The sequence below is a fragment of the Bacillus cereus group sp. MG16 genome, from assembly GCF_040459875.1.
Classification (GTDB): Bacteria; Bacillota; Bacilli; order Bacillales; family Bacillaceae_G; genus Bacillus_A; species Bacillus_A paranthracis.
Map to the genome: position 1 here is coordinate 4,137,418 of NZ_JARVHE010000001.1, position 19,837 is coordinate 4,157,254.

Consider the following 19,837-nt stretch of genomic DNA (forward strand, 5'->3'; position numbering starts at 1 on the left):
GTTTTATATTATATAACAAATCTTCAGAAAAGGAAGTTTTTTTTGAAAATTTAATTGTTTTTTTGTAAAACTGTATTCTTCCACCGGTATTACACATAAAAAAGAAGCCGATGTTATACAACACCAGCTTCTTGTTCTATTATTTATTCAAAAATTGTTTTAAATAAGAATTGCGCATATTGTTCACGTGTTACTTTCATGTTTGGAGCAAAGTTACCCTTTCCATCTCCTACCGAAATACCATTTGAACCTACTGCATTAATCGCATTTTCTGCCCAATGTCCTTTTGGTACATCTTTAAATCCTTTTGTTTCTTTTACTTCTAACTCATATGCTACTGTAAGCACTTGTGCCATTTCTGCACGTGTTAATGTATCTTTCGGTCTAAAGTTTCCAGTTCCATCACCATTAAAGATACCTAATTCTGTTAATACTAAAATTTCTTCTAAGAACATTGTTGATCTTTCATTAATATCTTTATATGGATTTTCAAGAATATCGCCTTCCTCGAATACTTCACTGAAATCCATTGTGCGATAAATTAAAGCGGCTACTTGTTCACGTGTTACGTTATGTCCAAAACCGAACACACCATTTCCATAACCAAGCATAATTTCTTGTTCTGCTAAAGTTTGAATTGCTTCATAAGACCAATGTCCTGCTGGTACATCTTTAAAGAATGCCTGACTTGCTTGTTGTGGCTTTGCAGCTAATTCAGCTTTTGCTGTTGTCCCTTCAGCACTAAATGCCACTCCACCCATAATTGTTAAAGCTGTTGCTACTTTTAAAAACTTTTTCTTCAAAGTATTCTCTCCCTAAAAACATATTTTTTTCTAATATAAAGAATTAATGGAAGCGTAACAATATAATTTCCATGTGATTTTTGTCTAATTTATGAACTATATTTCACATACTGTTATTTACACGTTATTAACAATAAAGTTACTAAACCGTATATTTAAACAATAAAAAGTTACTTTATTCAAACTCTTCTTATCCACTAAAATCGAAAAACTAAATTACGAATAGAAAATCGATATAATTACAAATAATTTTAAATAAGAAAAAAGCGTGGAATTCCCGCGCTTTTTTCTTAATATATATTATATTAATATAACTTAAACGTCCTTATACTTTAACTTTCATTCATAATCTTCATCTTTTACTGGAAAATAAAAAACAGCTCTATTTAAAAACGTTGCATATTGCTCACGTGTTACAACTTTATTCGGTTCAAATTTCCCATTTCCTGTTCCTACTATGACATGATTAGACTGTAGTGCACTAATCGCATTTTTTGCCCAATGATTATTTGGTACATCTTTAAATGTATGGTTCTTCTTCACCTCAAATGTAAATGCATTCGTAAGAATTTGTGCCATTTCTGCGCGTGTTACTGGTGCAGTTGGTCTAAAGTTTCCTTTTTCATCACCTTTAAAAATACCATGCTCTGTTAATACTAAAATTTCATCTAAAAACATTGTTGCTCTCTCAGAAATATCTTTGTATGGATTTTTTAAAGGACCTTCCCTTTTCAAATTCAATGTACGATACAGCACTGCTGCTACTTGTTCTCTTGTTACATTATCACCTACACCAAACTTACCATTTCCATACCCTAACATTACTTTATTGTATACTACATCCATTATATCGTCATATGCCCAGTAGTTTACTGGAACATCATCAAACACAATCATTTCTGGATATTCTTCTGCTTTTACGTTGGGAACATTCGTACTTACAAACAAACCACCCATAATAGTTACCGTTGCCATTATACGTAACATGTTCTTCTTCATTGCCCTCTCCCCTTTACCTCCATTTGAAAAAACGGAAAATAATAGACTGAAATCCTTTCCAATATTACATATGTTGCCTTTGCACCATTTATGCAATATATTACATTTAAAAAATCTATTATTGTGAAAATCACTACTAAAGGAGAGCCAATTCGCTCTCAATTTCAATTTTTATACCGAATTGTACGCAAACTAATTTTCTTTCCTGTATTCATGTAAAGGTGTTTCTATAATATAAATATTCTACTTTTTTCAAAAGAAATCCTTCACGTTTTAAGAGTTCATTTTCTAGACAAAAAATGCAATTATATCGACTTAACTACAACATACGACAATAGTAACCTCTCTATTAACAAAAGCTCATAATGAGCGAAAGATACCTCTTCCACAAATTATGAGCTTTCTCTTTATCTATTCCATTTTCCCTGGAGAATTATCAATTGATCGTTGTAAAAACTTTGCAAATTGCCCACGTGTAACGAGCATTTCAGGCTGGAACTTGCCATCTCCTGTTCCTACCGCTACTTTATTAGACTGCAATGCGCTAATCGCATCCCTTGCCCAATGATTTTCTGGTATATCTGTAAATGTATGTGGACTCTTTGTTTTCAACTCATATGCTTTCGTTAAAATTTGTGCTAATTCTGCACGAGTCAATGTATCTTTCGGACGGAAATTCCCATTTTCGTCTCCTTTAAAAATACTAAGCTGTGTTAAGCGTAAAATTTCGTAAGGGAACATGGTTGATTTCGCACTAATATCTCCATATGGATTTCCAATAGTCGCACTTCTTTTTACATGAAGTGCGCGGTACAATACTGCTGCCGCTTGTTCACGTGTTATATTATCTTCCGTCCCAAACTTACCATTTCCATAGCCATACATAATGCGATGATATACTAAATTTGTAATTTCATCATATGCCCAATGATCTGTTGTTACATCATCGAACTTTATCATAATATTAGGACTAGATTTTTGGATAATACCTGTATTTGCAGACACACCATTTGCACCTACAAATATTCCTCCCATTAGTGTTAACGATGTCGCTATCTTTACTAGCTTTTTCATCTCTCTCATCTACCTTTTCCTTTATTTCCCTGCAAATTATATTATACAATAAATCTGAAAATTATAAATTCATTTCAACATAATTATTTACAATTAAGAATAGAATTTTTCTTCTACTACTATTTTTTCATCCTTCGTTTTTCGAAAAGTAAATGCCATTCCTACAAATATAAGAACAATTCCTACTATTTGCATACTAGTCGGTCTAAACCCGGTAAAGACTGTATCTAATAGTATTGCAACCGCTGGATCTAAAAATACTAACACAGAAATCATTCTAGTAGATAAATCTCTTAAACTGTCAAAAAATAAGTAATATACAAATCCAGTATGTATAAGACCTGTCGCTGTAATCATCATCCAGTTCATCTCTGTTAACCCTTGAAACTTGCCAAAGTCTACGAATGGTAGCAATAAAAATATACCTAAAAATGTTTGTAAAAATGTCATCGCATATGCGCTCGTATGTTGAATTCCTTTTCCTAGTAAAGTAGTAAAAGCATAAAATAGTGCCGCAAGGAGTGCCCATACCATACCAGATGACATCAGTTTCTCAAGCGATACATTTCCATCTACACCAGCTACTAGAACTGTACCGATAAAACAAATGGCAATAGACAAAACAGCAAACATTGTAAGCCTCTCTTTAAATACGATACTACCAATCATTAATACGATAATGGGTGCCAGATGGTAAACTGAAATTGCAATTGTAATCGACATAACTTCAAATGCTTTAAATAAAAATACCCAGTTAAAAACGAGAAATACACCGCATGCTAATATTTGCATGACTTCTTTTTTATTCCATTGCTCACTTTTATACTGTCCTGTTACGAGCCAACATAATGCTAAAAATATTGTCGCACAAATGCAACGAACGAATACTAATTCAAAAGACGGTAAACCTGTTTGAACAGAAAAAAATCCAATTGACCCGAAAATAGACATCGAAAGGATCATTTTTATAGCCGGCATTGATTTTTTATTGAACACCCTTTCTCTCCTCCTAAAATCAATCTTTTACAAACGAAAAATCTCCAAAACATTACGTATTATTATATATTACAATCGGAAAATTGTAAAAAATTAGAATATAATAAGTAATAACCGTACAAAATTCCCATAAAAAAATCATCCTTTTTTACATGGGATGATTTTTTTATTTATTGAGAGGAATTTCTCCATATTAAAACTGCAATATACTACTACTTTTGAAGAGTAAATTGAGCAACTATTTGTTTTAATTCTCCTGCTGCGTTATGCACATGTTCAATTGAAATCGAGATCTCTTGAACAGATTTTTCTTGCTGTTGAATAGACTCTTTTACCCTATCAGTTCGGTTAGATGATCTTTGGGAAATTTGAGCCATGTCTTCTGCAGAAGCCGAAATCTCCTCACTACTCGCTGCAATTTCATCTGTAGACATAGATACCGTTTGAATTTGCTCAGATACTTGCTGTACTTTTTCTGTAATTGTTCCAAATACTTTTTCTGTATGCATTACCACTTGTGTGCCTGCTTGTACCTCATTATCTACTTTCCCCATCATATCTACGGTATGGCTCGTTGTTCCCATAACTTGAGTAATAAGCTTCTCAATTTGTTTTGCAGAATTACTAGATTGTTCCGCCAATTTCCGCACTTCATCTGCTACAATTGCAAATCCTCTACCACTCTCCCCAGCACGGGCAGCCTCAATTGCGGCATTTAATGCTAATAAGTTAATCTGAGAGGCAATACCTTGCATAACATCAATGATTTTAACAATTTCTTCTGATTGTTCTTTCATAGTCTCTACTTGTTTAACACCGCTATGTACTGAATTTTGGATTATATTCATCTGTTGGATCATTTGTTTCATTAACTTATTACCACTCTCTGCATCTAATGCTGATTGAGCAGACAATTCATTTACAGATGATGATGTATCCACTATACTCTGCATTCCCTGTGTCAACTCTTCCATCGCACCTGCAGTTTGTTCCATTGCTTGCATTTGGCTCTCTGCACCATTTGCAACTTCTTCAATATCCATCGTTATTTTCTTCGCCGCACTGCTAGATACTTCTGATGCAGATACCACTCCGTCTGCATGTTGGAATAAAAGCTGAATGTTATTATCTACTTCTTTCATATTTGTTCTTAGCCCTGTAATCATTTCATTAAAATCACTTACTAATACACCTAATTCATCTTTAGCATTATACTCACCATGTACAGTTAAATCCCCATTTTTTGCTCTTTCCATCATACGAATAACCGTTTGTAAAGGAGCAACTATAAGCTTGCTAATAATATAACTTACTATACATATAACGATTGTAGTAACTACTACGAGAATGATAAAAGTAATAACTGACCGATCTATCATTTTTTGAGAATCTTTAAATACTTGATCAGCTAAGTTTGAAACATACGATTCTAGATCCACTGCATATCCAGCTAACTCTACTCCCTTCGGTTTTAATTCCTTCTGAAATTCGTTTACCATTTGTGACTCAGTTGTTACCTTCGCCTTTTCAAACAATTTTTTATATGTACCCATATAACTTGGCAAAGATTTCTTCATCTTCTCAAACAGTTCATCCTCTTGCTTACTTAAATTAAAGCCATCATCATATTCTTTTAATAAAGAATCATATTTTTTTAGATCCTTTTCAATATTATCAATTATCTCCGCCTTATTTGTCCCTTCATTTTGTGATGCCGTAATTAATTCTAATAAGTTATATTCTAATGAATTTTGTGTACGAAGCATTCCTTCTAATAAAATTGTAGAATATTGATAGTCATCTACTACAACCTCTGTATTGTGCTTAATCTTATTAATAGAATGAATTGCTACATAGCTCATAATTACCATGCCTAAAACTGCTAATGAAATAAGTGACAATAATTTATATTTCACTTTTAAATTTTGTAAAAAATACATTTTTCCACCTTTATTCCTTTATATATAGATTTTTAGAATTTTATAGCTTATTATTTACAAAATCACAATAAAAAGCAATGATAAATATTCCCAATATCAAACTTATATCTCTATAAAAAAAGAAGTAGCATAATATCTACTTCTTTTTGCTTTGTTTCTCATATTGTTCAAACGTATGAATTCTTTCGAAAATTGGTGGATGTGTGTATAAGAAAAACTTCACTAACGCAGGAGGATTTACTTGGCTTAAACTCGTTTTTGATAAATATTGAAACGTTTTTACACCAGATTTTCCGTCCTTCGTCATATCTAGAGCGTATTGATCTGCCGCTCGTTCTTCTATACGAGAAACATAGTTTGTTGCTGGCTGTGATGCAAAAGAGAGTACAGAAGAAATTAAGAAAAATAACGGTAAAATTGAGAAACATGCTGCTTTTGACATTTGCAGCGTATCCCCCCATTTTCGAATACACATATTTATAATACGACTAATGAGGTACATCCCGATAAACGATAGCAACACATAACTCGCAACGCCCCAATATATATGTTTCATAACATAATGTCCCATTTCATGAGCCATTATAAATAAAATCTCTTTATCTTTTAATTGCTTAAGCGTTGTATCCCACATTACAATACGGGCATTAGGCCCAATTCCTGTTACGTAAGCATTTAACGCATTCGTTTTTTCCGACATATTTACTTCATATACGTGTTTTGCTGGAATATCGGCTTTGTCTGCCATCGCTAAAATTTTCGTTTCTAATTCTTTATTTTTCAGCGTCGAGAAGTCGTTATACAGTGGATCAATCACGACAGGCTGTATGAATGTTAAAAAGATTGTAAACGGAACAGAGAGTGCCCATCCTGCTAACCACCATCTCTTCGGAAATTTACGGATAAGCCATAGAAGAACCGTAACTACAATTAACATAGTCGCATAGCTCTCCCAAAAACCAATAACATGATCTTTTATCCAGCTTTGTGTACTTTGCGTTGAAATACCGTAATCAACGGACACTTTTCGGCTAATCCATTGCATCGGCAAGGCAAGAACTGTTGTGAGTAGTGATAAATAAAAGAAATAAATCGCTACTTGCAGGACACTTATTTTCGTCGTTTCCTTCGACCATTTCTCAAACTTTTTTGAAATACCGAGCACAAGTACAAATAATAAAATAATCCATTCAAGAGGCGTCGCTAAAAAGTATAGTAAATTTTTCACGCGCGAATAATCTTGGCTTAGCGTAAGCTCTCTTGCATTCATAAACGTTTCTGGATCTGCACTCGTTCCTTTATACATGTCAGGAATCAGTTCATGATTCCACCCAAATAAATACCAATATATAAATAACGCAAATCCAACGTACAAAAAAAGTGACCACCCGATAACCTTCCTCACGCTATTCCCTCCTCTATGCTGCCTGTCTATTATTATTGTAAGTTCGTACATGCTAAATTAGAACAAGCTTATTACGCGAATTGCTCGAGAACCCTCTATTTACATAAAAAAACTCTTCTACAAATAGAAGAGTTTTACCTACCTTTAGACGCTTTCTTCGGTTCATACTCTGGGATAAGAAACGTACTTACAACCCAGCATATTAAACCAGCGCCTTTTATATAGCGTATATATTCATAGTCTTGAAAAAATAAAGTCGTTACAATAAGCGTAAAAAATCCAATTAAAACTAGTACATATCCTATTTGCTTCTTAGATAACATAACGTTCCTCCTTAAGGAAGTACATCCACTAACAAACTAAAATCTTGTAAAGAAAAAGAACTATATTTCATAATACCTTGTACAGCTAAAAGTAAAATAAGACCGGTCACACACATATAATTAACGCTTTCTTCACTCTTTTTTTCAGCAACTACACCGCCACTAATACATAAAATCCCTAGCAAATGAAGTGCTAAATACATAAAGAAATAAGCTTCCTCCCAGCGAAGAATAACGTTGACTGTCGTTATTAGCACTATACTAAGCACAATCAAATAAAAAAACTTATTTGATGATATTGTTTCATTCATATAATTTTATACATCCCTTTCAAATTTAGAATGAATGATGTTTCAAAGCTATAAAGTAAATGATTGTTTTCATACTATAAAACAAAAGGAAAGCCACTATTACTTTCTCGAATATTTTATGAATCCACATATACTTCTCTTCATTTTTTCTGAAGATGCGCTTCATCATTTCTTCTACAATTAGACCAAATAGTAGTAAAACTCCTAACACAATGAGAAGAGAAATAATATTTTCTTTTACATGCGTACTAGAAAATAAGTAATACTCTGGAAACACAATCGTATCTACTACAGGTTGCAGTCAATGACAAACGCTTTTATCACACATATCTGTAATAGACGTAGCATCTATAATGTCTTTCAATATTTTTTCAATCATCTTCTTCATCTCATTTACTCCCCACTACGTCTGAAAAGCTTTTTTCCTGCTCTACATATATAGCGGGCATTTCTTTACTCCAATATTTGCGGTTAACAAATAAAAAGATGAGTACTAAGTTTAATCCTGTTATAAAAATAATAAGTCCTGGAAAGAACGTCGTATAATTTGAGAAATCTGCAAAACTCATTACCTCTTCTTTATTTATTAAAAAAGAAGCACCGATTACAAATGCATTGTTTAACATGTGAATAGCGATTGGCATGAGTAAACTATTCGTACGAATATATACGATTGATAGTACAACGCTAAATACAATTGCACCTAGGAAATCAACATGTAACAATGCAAACAATATTGCTACAACAATGATTGCTATACTCGTTCCCCATTTTGCTGCGAAGCGTTGCAGTAAAAATCCGCGAAAAACAAATTCCCCAATAATTGGTGCGATAAATACGACCATAATAACTTGATAAACATATCCTCCAGTGCTATCCATAATCCGTTCGCGTAATGCGTTCATAATAAATGTCGGTGTAATCCATGCAAAGCTATACATGTACAAAATAAGATATCCATAACTAAACACGCATAACATGATCGTAATGTATAAAACTTGCACCAGGTTAAATGTTTCATTTCTATTAATAAATAATGAAAATGCAACACGGTGTTTTTTATACTCAAAATAAATCCACGTAATCGGCAGGATATAGAATATAAGAATATTTATAAAAGTAGAATTTTTCATATGAAATGTATTTTCTATCAATTCATTACTGGCTCTTGCAACTACAGTTAATAGTGCAAATACAATTAAAAAATATCTAGCTCGCATCGTTTGAAACGGATTCACACTCATCTCCTCCCCTATGTTACTTTTATCATATCATTTGATTCTTAATTTTTTGAGAAAGAAAACCTTAAAATTTCCTTAAAAATTCCATAAGTTACCGAAAGATGATATGATATTCGAGGAAATTAGGAGGGATTTTTTATGTATGAAGCAAATATTTTGCTCGTTGATGATGAAACAGCAATTTTACAATTACTAACTACCATTCTTGAAAAAGAAGGTTTTTCTCATATTACAACTGCAACATCCGCTGAAATAGCTTTATCTCTCACTCAGCAAAACGATTACGATTTAATTATTTTAGATGTCATGCTTCCTGGACAATCTGGTTTTGATATTTGTCCAATCATTCGCAAAAAAACAGATTGCCCTATCTTCTTCCTCACAGCTAAAACATCTGATTTAGATAAAATATCTGGATTTTCACACGGTGCAGATGATTATATTACGAAGCCATTTAATCCACTTGAAGTAGTAGCTCGTATGAAAGCACAACTCCGAAGACATATGAAGCAAGTCATGCCACACGAACAAAAAGCACACTCTAGTTCATTTGGCAGATTTGAAATTGATCGATATTCCGCAGAGCTTACAGTAAATGGGCGTGTTGTCGAATGTTCCGCCCAGCTATTTCAGCTATTACTCTTCTTTTGCGAGAATCCGAACTACGTATTTTCAAAAGAAGAAATATACGAGGAAGTTTGGGGAGCACCTGCCTACAATGGCGATGACAATACCGTTATGGTCCACATTCGAAAACTACGTGAAAAAATCGAACAAGACCCAAGTAAACCAGAATATATAAAAACCGTTCGCGGGCTTGGCTATAAGTTCATTACAAAGTAGGGTGACGATATGAACTTTAATAAACGACTTATTATCCAGTTTATCATGCAACACGTATTTGTTTTAGTTACATTACTGATTGCTGTAGTAGCTGCATTCACGTATTTAATTTTTCTTGTTACGAGTACTTCATACGAACCGAACATTCCAGATGCTGAAAATTTTATGATTGCAAGATACATTTCTTCAGAAGATGGCGATATTTCGTTAAAAGCTGAAGTAAAAGACTTAATTAAAGAGAAAAATGATTGGATTCAAGTTGTAGAGGAAAACGGAAAAGTTCTCTATCACTTTAATACACCTAGTGACGTACCGACATCTTATACGAAAACATCTTTATTCTCGTATATACAGAATCACATAGAAAGCCCTTATACATTTACATATTGGGAAATTGAATTGGAAGAAAAAAACGTACTTGTTATTTACGGTGGTATGTTAAAAAGCAATGCATTACTAAAAACAATCCAGAAAACGCACCCTTCTGTATCTACAGATTCGTTCACATTAACAGAAGAAGAAAAACAGTTACTTTCTAAAGAAAAAGCAACACTTCAAATCTTTAATAGCGTTGGCGAAGAAGTATTCTCCTATCCAAACGGAAAGAAAAAAACATTTTCTGTTATACAAGCCGCTCTTAGCGAAAAAGAGCCGTGGAATCATAAGGAAAACACGTCTAGCTTTTATGACACAAATAGCAATCATCTTCTCGTTGTAACTGCCAAAAATGAGTACTACTACCCAGATGATGAAATAGACGATGTATTTGCTAAAAAGTTTCTAATTGGATGCGGATTAATCCTTCTTATCGTATTTGTTTATTTAGTCATTCTTTCTATTTGGTACGGTAATAAATTTGGAAAACCGTTATTACATGCGATGCGCTGGCTTAAAAACATAGCTGGTGGAAAGTACGAAGAGCCTGTTAGTAAAAAAGGAAAACCTGTCAGGTTCAGGAAATCTGGTAAAGAAAAATGGTCATTCCGCTTATTTAGTGATGTTACAAATTCACTAGAGCACCTTTCTATTACACTCAAAAAAAATGATGCGATGAGGCAAGTACTGCAGCAAACACGTGAAGAATGGATTACTGGTCTAACGCACGATTTAAAAACACCACTAAGTTCTATATACGGCTACGCATTATTACTAGAATCAAAACAGTATAACTGGACTGATCGTGACATTCAGCAATTCGGCAGCGTTATGAAAGAGAAATCTCAATATATGACCACACTAATTGATGACTTAAGCTTAACGTATCAATTAAAAAATAATAGTCTTCCTGCACAGCATGTAAATATTGAAATGAATCAATTCGTCCAAAAAGTATTATTACAATTCATTAATAATCCGACACTTCAAAATCAAAATATTGAATTCGTACCAAGCTCAAATAAAATTCAATATTTCATTGAAGAAAAATGGTTCCAACGTATTATCGAAAACTTACTCGTAAACGCGGTAAAACATAATAATGAAACGACTAATGTCATCGTAAAACTTTCGCAAAACGCTACTTCATTCACACTATCTATTTCAGATAATGGAAAAGGAATGGATGATAAAACGAAAGAACTTCTATTTGAGCGATATTACAGAGGAACAAATACGGAAGAAAGCAACATCGGAACGGGACTTGGCCTCGCTATTACAAAGCAGCTCGTTCATGCTCATAACGGAACGATTTCTATCGATAGCGAACTTGGAAAAGGAACGACAATTATACTTGTGTTTCCGTTTCGTTCGTAGAAAAGGCGCTATGTGGCGTCTTTTCTTTTTTCTATTCTGGGAGAGTTCATCGGTATATGAAATTATATCGGCGATTTTGCGAATATATCGGCGCAAATCAAAATATATCAGCGATTTTCTAAATATATCGACTTACCGACAAAAACCGACAACGCTAACCTACTTCCTCTACTATACAAAGTAAAAATAAAACTATTAACAAATACATTTCTAAACTGTTATACTATAAATAGAAGTATAAACTAACTAAGTTTTGCATAAAATGAAGTAGACGAGGTGCTTCCAACACCCCGTCACTGCAACTAATTACCGCAAGGTGGAAGGTTGCAACTAAAGCTTATTTGCGCTTAGAAGACTTCCCACGCTTCGCAGGCAGACGGGTGGTCTTCTTTTTGCGCTTTTTTGTCGTTAATTTCTTAAATCCCATAACTATACCTTCTCTAGCTATAGTTTTTGTGATTTCCAACAAAATTTGCAAAAGAAATTCCATACGATTACACCTCCTTTCTTCACCAAATGAAGAAAGGGCATAACCTTCCACCCGCAATATTTAATTGCTATTTTATTTTACCATTTTCAAATGTATTACATATAAAGCAATACAAATTTAACAATCCACTCATAAAAAATAACCTTTCATAACTCACTATGAAAGGTCACTCCATATTTCAGCTATTTTCCTACCAACACAAACACATTCTCATCAGGTGCTTCCATTACCGCAACGTGTCCTGATTCTGTTGGAAATGGTTCACGAATCCATTTAACATCTTTAGTATCTTTTAAACTTTCATACGTTTGGTGCACATCTTCTACCAATACTTCGACTTCTATAAAATTAATATCCGGATGATTGCTTATTACTAACTCCGAACTTTTCTCATCTGAAAACTTCAATCCGATTAACGTCCAAATAGCCCCTTCTTCTAATTCTCTTTCTATAACCCAGTTTTGCTCCATTCCCATTTCTTTATAAAAAGAAACGGATCTTTCTATATCCTTCGTATGTATAGATACACATTCTAATTTTTTGAACATCTTCCCATTTCCCCCTTTATAAAAAAGCGAACCATTTCTCAATGACTCGCTCTTACTCTATTATTTCTTCTTCACCGGTATCCAAAGCTCTACTTGAGCGAACTCACTTTTATCTTCGTGACAACGCTCATCGTATAATTCAAACTCTGTAACGCCGCAATGTTCGTATCCTGAATGCGGGAACCACTCTGAGAATACTGCATTCCACGTTTGGTGAATAGACGATACCATTTCTTCATGAGGAACTTTCGGCGTTGTAAATACCGCATATGTTGCTGCTGGGAACGTGCGCTTTGCAATTTCATTTGGTACATTTTCAAAGTCTGTAACTTCCATTCCGATAATATAAGTGAAGTCCCCTGTTTCTAAATTAAAATCAGTACATAACCCAAGCTCTACCCATTGGCTCGTATCTTTACGATTAGGAATTGTCGTTCCAAGATCTTTTTGTAAATATTCTTGCCAAAATGCTGGAATGTCTTGATGGTTTTTCCCTTCTTTACTTGTCGTCTTCAGTTCATAACCTGCCACTAAAAATTCTGGTTTATTTACAATACGATATTCCATTTGTATGCCTCCTAAATACGGATTTAATTTTCTTTGCTTTACATTCACGCTGTAATACATCGGTGTTTCTATTTCTTGCTTTCGATATTCACTCGGTGTCATTTGAAATAATTTTTTAAAGGCTCTCGTGAACGTTTCGTGAGATTGAAAGCCATGTTCAAATGCGATATCAATAATTTTTTCATCCGTATGAGAAAGTTGATAAGCTGCCCGGGCTAACCTCCTCTTCCGAACATACTCCATTACCGTATCACCTACTAACGCTTGGAATACACGATGAAAATGCGACTCAGAAAAACCTGCAATGCGAGCTAACTTACGCAGCGTCTGTTTTTCCATTACATCTTCCTCGATATAATCAATGGACCTTTGAATTTGTGTTTCATAGCTTTCCATCTCTGTTCACCCGCCTTATATGTATTATGATAAAAGAGAATCCTATCCAATTCTTGACGTTTTTTACTATAATTCCATAAAAAATTGTAACTTTTTTATATGTTTTTCGTTGTTATGTATGAAGGGAGGGAAATGTAGTGAAACGTAAACAATCATTAGAAGAAATTTACTCAGAACATATGCAAGATTTATTTCGCTATCTTCTCTCCCTAACCGGAGATTCCCATTTTGCTGAAGATCTCATGCAAGAAACCTTTTACCGCATGCTCGTCCATATTGACTATTACAAAGGCGAAGAAATTAGACCGTGGTTATTTACAATTGCCTACAACGCCTTTATCGATTGGTATCGAAAAGAAAAGAAATATAAAACAACTACAGTGGAAGAATTCCATTTACCAAACGTACCAAGTACAGAACATGAATATTTCGTAAAACATGAGATTGCTAGTTGGTTAGAAGGTTTATCTTCTCTTCCGCTTGAAAGACGAAATGTTCTGTTACTACGAGATTACTACGGATTCTCATATAAAGAAATAGCAGAGATGACCGGTCTCTCACTAGCGAAAGTGAAAATTGAATTACACAGGGGACGAAAAGAAACGCAAAGCATAAAGGAGTGATACAGATGGGTTGTACGGCATTTAAAAAACTATGGGAGAGATACGAAAACGGAACGCTCACGCATAATGAACAAGAACTGTTAGAAAATCATATTGAGACATGTGAAGAATGTGAAGCTTACTTAGATCAATTGCTTTCGAAGAGTGAACCAATCAAGAAAAAACTACCACCACAAAAACTGAAAGTCCCATTTTGGAAAATAAAATGGAAACAACGTTGGCAAACCGTTAGTTTTGTCCTTGCCGTTTGTATTGCAATCTATTTTGTTGGTCATTTTTCATCTTCTCTTTACTTCTATAATATGAAAAAGTTAGTCGAAGTAGATGAAATCCCAGCACTCGCACTAGAAGCAACAATTCCAAACAGTCGTTCCACTGGAGGCAGTACAAAGATTAAACCCTTTTTCCGTACAGAAAATGAAATGAATTTAGTTAAAACGGTCGGTAAAAAAGAAATGCCAATTGGTACAGTAACAACGCATAGCTTCTTATCATCTGTAACTGTCAAAAATAAATCATGGGAAAACAAACCCTATTCCAACAAACTTTCCTTTGTTCACCCAAAAATAAAACAAGATAATCATTTGAAAGAAATCTCTAAAAAAGTTTGGAGTACACTCGGAAAGATACATGAGGGCACCGTTGCAGAAGTAGCGATATCTTTTGACAAACCTTACACTTTACAAGAGTTAGAATCCATTCTATATAGCGCATTTGAAGCACAAGAAATGCCGCCAACTCCTATATGGTACGCTTTAGACACAGGGCAAGAAAGAATAGATGAAGAAGATTTCATCCTACATGGCGGAGAGGTTATCGGATTTTCAGAACATATAAACCTCCCTGATAGTGAAGCAAAACGACCGAAGACAAAAGAAGATGAAGTAATCGAAATGATGCGTATTCTTTCTACACATAAAGAAACTGTAAGTAAAACTACTCGGATTTCTGAAAAAGAGCTGAACTTAGATAAACGTTATGAGTATGTAAAAGATAACGGCGTAAAAGTATATGGCATTGTCATTACTGGGCCGTCGAAAGAATTGTTAAAATTACAAAACTCACCTCACGTACGTTATGCGACTCTTGGAGATATTGAGGTTTGGAATTGGTTTGATCAGTGATGTAAAAAAGTAGAGCATCACTCCTAGATGCTCTACTTTTTTATTCCCTCTCCACAAACTTCCAAACTAAAAATACTGCACATAAATAGGAAAGCCCAATAACTAAAAAGCTATAGCTTGCCCCTCTGTACCAATTGGATGATTCATTTAAAATGATTCCCATAATTGCTATACCGACTAATGCACCAATTTGACGATTTACATTTAAAGTTGCTCCAGCCATATTCCCATTCTCACGACCAGCAGATTTCATTACAATTGTAGTCATGGCAGGTACTGCTATACCGATTCCAAGATTAACAACACTATAAATGATTGCAATTCCTATATAACTCACATTATTTACTAAAAGCATTAATAATAAAGAGCCTATACTAGCTATAAATAACGCTATGAATAGTAACGATTTTGAGCTAAACTTACTCACCATTTTTGCAAATAATACATTCCCAATAACAAATACGCTCATCATCGGCAATAGTTGTAATCCTGCTACAAATGGACTTGCTCCATATGCTTTTTGTAAAAAGAGTCCAAACATAAATATGCCGCCAAATAACGCAAAGTTTATTAGAAATCCAACTATATTCGCCGAGATAAATGTCTCGTTTTGGAACAACACTCTTGGTACAACTGAGTTTTTTGATTTTCGTTCTGCATAAACAAAGAGAATAGTAGATAATACCGTCCCCACTACTCCTCCTAAAATTTGAAGCGAGGACCATCCGTAACTTGGTCCTTCAATTAGAGTAAACGCCAACAATGTTATTGCAATTATACCGATTAAATGATTCGCTACATTTATTTTCTCCTTTTTCGGTAAAACGTTTGGAAGAATTACAAAGGCCATTAAAATACCAATCATCCCGATTGGAAGATTTATAATAAAAATGCTTCGCCAACCAAATGTATTTACTAAAAGGCCGCCAATAAAAGGGCCCGTACCAGAAGCAATGGAGACAATTGCGGACCATATCCCAAACATTTTAGCTCTCTTCTTTTCATCCGGAAACGATAATACTAATAAATTAAGTGAACTTGGCATAAATAAAGCCGCTCCAACACCTTGAAGTACTCGGCCGATAATGAGGGTGCTCCCATTTGTGGCAATCGCACATAAAAGAGATGCGAATACAAAAATGTTTAAACCAACCATATACATATTTTTTGCTCCATATTGGTTAGCCAATGCCCCTCCAGCAAGTAATAATGCCGCAAAAGATAAAATATATCCGTCAACAATCCACGCTGAACTATATAATGTCATCCCTAAAGTTTCCTGAATATTCACCACCGCAACATTTACTACTGTCACATCTAACGTAGCCATAATAAAACCCATTGCCAAAGTTATTAAAATGACGATACCTGATTTCTCTTTTGTTTGAACATCTAAATTTCTACTAGCCACCCCACTCACTTGCTAACTCCCCTTTCAAAAATTAGTAATTTACCTATATATTCCTTTAGGACTATAATAAATAAAGTACTTTAATTATAAAAGTACTGATTTTTTATATAGTACCTATACTTTTATATAGTAAGGAGTGTTTATATGGAAAATACAAATGAAGAAACTTTATTAAAATGCCCTATTGAAAAAACAATGTCTGTAATAGGCGGAAAGTGGACCTTCTTAATTTTAAGAGATTTGTTTTATAGTCCTAAACGTTTTGCTGAGCTTGAAAGATGCCTAAACGGTATTAGCCCACGCACCCTATCTCTTCGCTTAAAAGAACTTGAACAAGAAAATATTATAAAGAGAACAATCTACTCGACTATGCCACCTCATGTGGAATATTCACTAACCAAAAAAGGTGAAACACTCCGTCCTATTTTTGACGCGATGAAGGATTGGGGAAATGAGTGGAAAATATTAGATGAATAGAAAGAAGGTATCATCTTATGTGATGATACCTTCTTTCTGTTCATCCGAAATCACTTTCACATACATCCCTCTCACCGCTTTTTCATAAGCGATTTCACTCATCTTCCTTATGTTTTCTGACACAACAGACGAGTGAATAACTTCACCTGCACGAAGTAACGGCGGATCGATAAGGCGGACTTTATTTTTCTGATATAAATCATAGTCGTTTTTATCTTCTTTTACTTTTACATTCGGATGAACTTTGCTTACTAAAGCATGTACTTCCGGATCACTACATTGCTGCAATTTCAAAATAAGCTCATCATCTTCAAGAAGAAAATCATCTGCATAAATAACCTTTTTGTGTAGAGCTAACTTTAGCGTCTTAGCTAACATATCATTTCCATAACTATTCATTGGTTGCATAAAGAAATCGATGACTTCTTTGTAATACGTTTCTGTAAACCACTCTGCCATTTCGATATTTTGAAGGACCATTCTCCCCTCTACTGCGATAATATCCTCTAAAAATCTATGAACCTCTTCTAAAGAAACATATCCGTATGTATACATATCTCGTAACGTATAATCCACTCTGTCTGCGCATAATTCTGGTGCTGACCTTTCAAGTAACGTCCACTTCGAATCATCTAACAAAATATCTTCATAGTTATAACCATACTTTGAAAGAATCGCTGGAATTTCTGAGTTTTTCACGACAGAACTAAATATCTCTTCATGATAACTTTCATTTCTATTATCAAAAACGTAATCAATCACATGAGAAAAAGCAGTATGTGATACGTCATGCAGTAAACCTGCAATTTGTTCTTCTACTGAACCACCGAGTTTCTTCACTAACAACATAACGCCAACTGAATGATCAAAGCGCGTTACATTCCATTTCTCATTTATTAAGTAGCTTGCGCCAGTTTGATGAATACCTTTTAACCTTTGCACAGACTTACTTACAATTAATTCTTCTACTACTGGATCCACTTCAAATTCTCCGTATAGTACATCTGATATGATCACTTATAATCCCCCTTTATCTTATAATCATAACTCTTTTATGAAATCGACACCAACACAAATATTAAATTTAAATATATTGATATTAAATTTTAAATATTGTATATTATACATGTCTGTTATTTGTTTTAATTCATTTATTTTTATTGAGTGCTCCTTATGTGGAGCCTTTTTTTATTTGTAAAAATAGAGAGCCATTAGCTCTCTATTACATACACTTATTCAAAAGTAACCTCCACCTGTACAATCTCCGACCTACTTCCAAGTCTAAGCGGTGGTCCCCAAAATCCGAAACCTGAAGAAACAATTGCGTGGAATGCACCTTTTTGTACGTATCCCCAGTCTAGTTCGTACATTCTTCTCGTTACAATATGGTTTGGTGCCATTTGTCCGCGGTGCGTGTGACCGGATAATAGTAAATCTACGCCAGCATCCGCTGCTTGTTTTAACTCGAATGGTTGATGATCCATTGCGATAACTGGCATCGTTTTATCTACTGTACTCATTAGATTTTCAAAACTTTGGCGATCTCGCTCAGTTTTATCTCTTCTTCCAACGAGATAAAACTGATCTTCAATTGTAATTACTTCATCTAATAAAATGCGAATATCAATCTTATCCATCTCTTGTAAAAATTCTGGAACTGCTCGTCCGTAATATTCGTGATTTCCTAACACACCATATACGCCTAGTGGAGCTGTCATTTGTTTCATAATATGTCCCATATTTTTTTGAATGAACACACCTGGATGATCATCGATAATATCACCTGGCAGTAAAATAATATCAGGCTCCATTTCATTTACATGACGAACAAGCCTTTTCAAATGCGAAACGCCAGATAATTTACCGAAATGCATATCAGAAGCCATCGCAATGCGTAAGCTTTTACGTCCCTCTACTTTTTTCGGAATGTGCACCTCATACTTTCTTACTACCGGGCTATATGCATTAAATACTCCGTACGCAAAGATAAAAATAAATGCAGCTAACACAGCCGCTCCTGTCCAAATAATTGCCGCTTCTTTCTCTACTACAAACTGTAAAAGAAAGACTGTAATATTAGCTAACGGCAATAACATAAGCGCGTATTGTATAACCGCAAACCAAATCGAACCTATCGTTCGTAGAAATGGCAAAAACTTAAACACTTGCACGAGAATGTACGCATAGGAAATGAAGCCAACAACGAAAGCGTAATATCCCCAAGACTCCCAGCCAAATACCGCATGAAGCCAAACCCATCCGTTCCAGCCTATGTAAAGCATAAGTAGTGTGTATATAATTAATATAGTAAATATATTGAGATAACGAAGATTTTTCACAGCGATCCTCCTTCTTGATTTCTTCTATTATATCTTGTTATGCACTTATAGCGTAAATATTAAGCACAATGACCTTCACAATAAAAACCTCTAACTGTTTAGTGTTGTTGCATTTGTTGCGACGCAGGTTGGGGAGTTGATGAGGAGGAATATATAAACAATACAGCGACGATTC

Annotated in this window: 20 protein-coding genes and 1 pseudogene; 5 read left to right on the forward strand and 16 right to left on the reverse strand. The window is 34.3% G+C overall.

Features of this window, described 5'->3' with window-relative positions; genetic code table 11:
• Positions 1-143: 143 nt before the first annotated feature.
• The 10 genes and pseudogenes from QCI73_RS21490 to QCI73_RS21535 form a co-directional block, all read right to left on the reverse strand.
• Positions 144-803, reverse strand: a complete 660-nt coding sequence (locus tag QCI73_RS21490; RefSeq protein WP_000726288.1) for an S-layer homology domain-containing protein — start codon at positions 801-803, stop codon at positions 144-146.
• A gap of 339 nt (positions 804-1,142) precedes the next feature.
• Complete coding sequence (locus tag QCI73_RS21495) at positions 1,143-1,802, reverse strand: S-layer homology domain-containing protein (protein WP_000739939.1); 660 nt, start codon at positions 1,800-1,802, stop codon at positions 1,143-1,145.
• Between the two features lie 411 nt (positions 1,803-2,213).
• The gene (locus QCI73_RS21500) at positions 2,214-2,885 is read right to left on the reverse strand and encodes an S-layer homology domain-containing protein (RefSeq protein ID WP_046941220.1); all 672 of its coding nucleotides are present in this window, start codon (positions 2,883-2,885) and stop codon (positions 2,214-2,216) included.
• Positions 2,886-2,969: 84 nt separating this feature from the next.
• Complete coding sequence (locus tag QCI73_RS21505) at positions 2,970-3,872, reverse strand: DMT family transporter (RefSeq protein WP_097852194.1); 903 nt, start codon at positions 3,870-3,872, stop codon at positions 2,970-2,972.
• A 212-nt stretch (positions 3,873-4,084) separates the two neighbouring features.
• Positions 4,085-5,812 carry a methyl-accepting chemotaxis protein gene (locus QCI73_RS21510; RefSeq protein ID WP_353823694.1) on the reverse strand — a complete coding sequence of 576 codons (1,728 nt, stop codon included), beginning with the start codon at positions 5,810-5,812 and terminating at the stop codon, positions 4,085-4,087.
• Positions 5,813-5,948: 136 nt separating this feature from the next.
• On the reverse strand, positions 5,949-7,217 hold the full coding sequence (locus tag QCI73_RS21515; protein WP_144660115.1) for a M48 family metallopeptidase: 1,269 nt from the start codon (positions 7,215-7,217) through the stop codon (positions 5,949-5,951).
• A gap of 134 nt (positions 7,218-7,351) precedes the next feature.
• Positions 7,352-7,540 (reverse strand): hypothetical protein, encoded by a 189-nt coding sequence (locus QCI73_RS21520; protein WP_000949420.1) that lies wholly within the window; start codon positions 7,538-7,540, stop codon positions 7,352-7,354.
• Positions 7,541-7,551: 11 nt separating this feature from the next.
• Positions 7,552-7,851 carry a hypothetical protein gene (locus tag QCI73_RS21525; protein ID WP_048554019.1) on the reverse strand — a complete coding sequence of 100 codons (300 nt, stop codon included), beginning with the start codon at positions 7,849-7,851 and terminating at the stop codon, positions 7,552-7,554.
• A 25-nt stretch (positions 7,852-7,876) separates the two neighbouring features.
• A pseudogene (locus QCI73_RS21530) lies at positions 7,877-8,239 on the reverse strand (hypothetical protein).
• Between the two features lies 1 nt (position 8,240).
• Positions 8,241-9,089 (reverse strand): CPBP family intramembrane glutamic endopeptidase, encoded by an 849-nt coding sequence (locus QCI73_RS21535; protein ID WP_353823695.1) that lies wholly within the window; start codon positions 9,087-9,089, stop codon positions 8,241-8,243.
• 141 nt (positions 9,090-9,230) lie between these two features.
• Here QCI73_RS21535 and QCI73_RS21540 point away from each other — a divergent pair, with 141 nt between their 5' ends.
• Both QCI73_RS21540 and QCI73_RS21545 read left to right on the forward strand, forming a co-directional pair.
• Positions 9,231-9,935 (forward strand): response regulator transcription factor, encoded by a 705-nt coding sequence (locus tag QCI73_RS21540; RefSeq protein WP_353823696.1) that lies wholly within the window; start codon positions 9,231-9,233, stop codon positions 9,933-9,935.
• A gap of 9 nt (positions 9,936-9,944) precedes the next feature.
• On the forward strand, positions 9,945-11,687 hold the full coding sequence (locus tag QCI73_RS21545; protein WP_353823697.1) for a sensor histidine kinase: 1,743 nt from the start codon (positions 9,945-9,947) through the stop codon (positions 11,685-11,687).
• 337 nt (positions 11,688-12,024) lie between these two features.
• Here QCI73_RS21545 and QCI73_RS21550 read toward each other — a convergent pair whose 3' ends face one another.
• The 3 genes from QCI73_RS21550 to QCI73_RS21560 all read right to left on the reverse strand — a co-directional run bounded on the left by QCI73_RS21550 (position 12,025) and on the right by QCI73_RS21560 (position 13,688).
• A complete protein-coding gene (locus QCI73_RS21550) occupies positions 12,025-12,177 on the reverse strand; it encodes a hypothetical protein (protein ID WP_000394952.1) in 153 nt (50 codons plus the stop codon).
• Positions 12,178-12,359: 182 nt separating this feature from the next.
• The gene (locus QCI73_RS21555) at positions 12,360-12,725 is read right to left on the reverse strand and encodes a VOC family protein (RefSeq protein WP_353823698.1); all 366 of its coding nucleotides are present in this window, start codon (positions 12,723-12,725) and stop codon (positions 12,360-12,362) included.
• Positions 12,726-12,785: 60 nt separating this feature from the next.
• Positions 12,786-13,688, reverse strand: a complete 903-nt coding sequence (locus QCI73_RS21560; RefSeq protein ID WP_000446822.1) for an AraC family transcriptional regulator — start codon at positions 13,686-13,688, stop codon at positions 12,786-12,788.
• Positions 13,689-13,825: 137 nt separating this feature from the next.
• Between QCI73_RS21560 and QCI73_RS21565 the strand changes: the two genes are divergently transcribed.
• Positions 13,826-14,311: an RNA polymerase sigma factor gene (locus tag QCI73_RS21565; RefSeq protein WP_000823995.1), complete on the forward strand. Its 486-nt coding sequence runs from the start codon at positions 13,826-13,828 to the stop codon at positions 14,309-14,311.
• 5 nt (positions 14,312-14,316) lie between these two features.
• Positions 14,317-15,435, forward strand: a complete 1,119-nt coding sequence (locus QCI73_RS21570; protein WP_353823699.1) for an anti-sigma factor — start codon at positions 14,317-14,319, stop codon at positions 15,433-15,435.
• Between the two features lie 40 nt (positions 15,436-15,475).
• On the opposite strand, the gene QCI73_RS21575 is transcribed toward QCI73_RS21570, so the two are convergent.
• Positions 15,476-16,855: an MFS transporter gene (locus tag QCI73_RS21575; RefSeq protein WP_353823700.1), complete on the reverse strand. Its 1,380-nt coding sequence runs from the start codon at positions 16,853-16,855 to the stop codon at positions 15,476-15,478.
• Positions 16,856-16,990: 135 nt separating this feature from the next.
• Here QCI73_RS21575 and QCI73_RS21580 point away from each other — a divergent pair, with 135 nt between their 5' ends.
• Positions 16,991-17,323: a winged helix-turn-helix transcriptional regulator gene (locus tag QCI73_RS21580; protein WP_060629890.1), complete on the forward strand. Its 333-nt coding sequence runs from the start codon at positions 16,991-16,993 to the stop codon at positions 17,321-17,323.
• 15 nt (positions 17,324-17,338) lie between these two features.
• On the opposite strand, the gene QCI73_RS21585 is transcribed toward QCI73_RS21580, so the two are convergent.
• Positions 17,339-18,340: an HD domain-containing protein gene (locus tag QCI73_RS21585; protein WP_353823701.1), complete on the reverse strand. Its 1,002-nt coding sequence runs from the start codon at positions 18,338-18,340 to the stop codon at positions 17,339-17,341.
• Positions 18,341-18,555: 215 nt separating this feature from the next.
• The gene (locus QCI73_RS21590) at positions 18,556-19,662 is read right to left on the reverse strand and encodes a metallophosphoesterase (RefSeq protein WP_076869199.1); all 1,107 of its coding nucleotides are present in this window, start codon (positions 19,660-19,662) and stop codon (positions 18,556-18,558) included.
• Positions 19,663-19,837 lie beyond the last annotated feature (175 nt).

Excerpts from the sequence above, each read along its gene's own strand:
- QCI73_RS21540 (WP_353823696.1), top strand. The coding sequence starts at position 9,231 with ATGTATGAAGCAAATATTTTGCTCGTTGATGATGAAACAGCAATTTTA.
- QCI73_RS21580 (WP_060629890.1), top strand. The coding sequence starts at position 16,991 with ATGGAAAATACAAATGAAGAAACTTTATTAAAATGCCCTATTGAAAAA.
- QCI73_RS21550 (WP_000394952.1), bottom strand. The coding sequence starts at position 12,177 with ATGGAATTTCTTTTGCAAATTTTGTTGGAAATCACAAAAACTATAGCT.
- QCI73_RS21570 (WP_353823699.1), top strand. The coding sequence starts at position 14,317 with ATGGGTTGTACGGCATTTAAAAAACTATGGGAGAGATACGAAAACGGA.
- QCI73_RS21495 (WP_000739939.1), bottom strand. The coding sequence starts at position 1,802 with ATGAAGAAGAACATGTTACGTATAATGGCAACGGTAACTATTATGGGT.
- QCI73_RS21520 (WP_000949420.1), bottom strand. The coding sequence starts at position 7,540 with ATGTTATCTAAGAAGCAAATAGGATATGTACTAGTTTTAATTGGATTT.
- QCI73_RS21545 (WP_353823697.1), top strand. The coding sequence starts at position 9,945 with ATGAACTTTAATAAACGACTTATTATCCAGTTTATCATGCAACACGTA.
- QCI73_RS21525 (WP_048554019.1), bottom strand. The coding sequence starts at position 7,851 with ATGAATGAAACAATATCATCAAATAAGTTTTTTTATTTGATTGTGCTT.
- QCI73_RS21500 (WP_046941220.1), bottom strand. The coding sequence starts at position 2,885 with ATGAGAGAGATGAAAAAGCTAGTAAAGATAGCGACATCGTTAACACTA.
- QCI73_RS21555 (WP_353823698.1), bottom strand. The coding sequence starts at position 12,725 with ATGTTCAAAAAATTAGAATGTGTATCTATACATACGAAGGATATAGAA.
- QCI73_RS21510 (WP_353823694.1), bottom strand. The coding sequence starts at position 5,812 with ATGTATTTTTTACAAAATTTAAAAGTGAAATATAAATTATTGTCACTT.
- QCI73_RS21560 (WP_000446822.1), bottom strand. The coding sequence starts at position 13,688 with ATGGAAAGCTATGAAACACAAATTCAAAGGTCCATTGATTATATCGAG.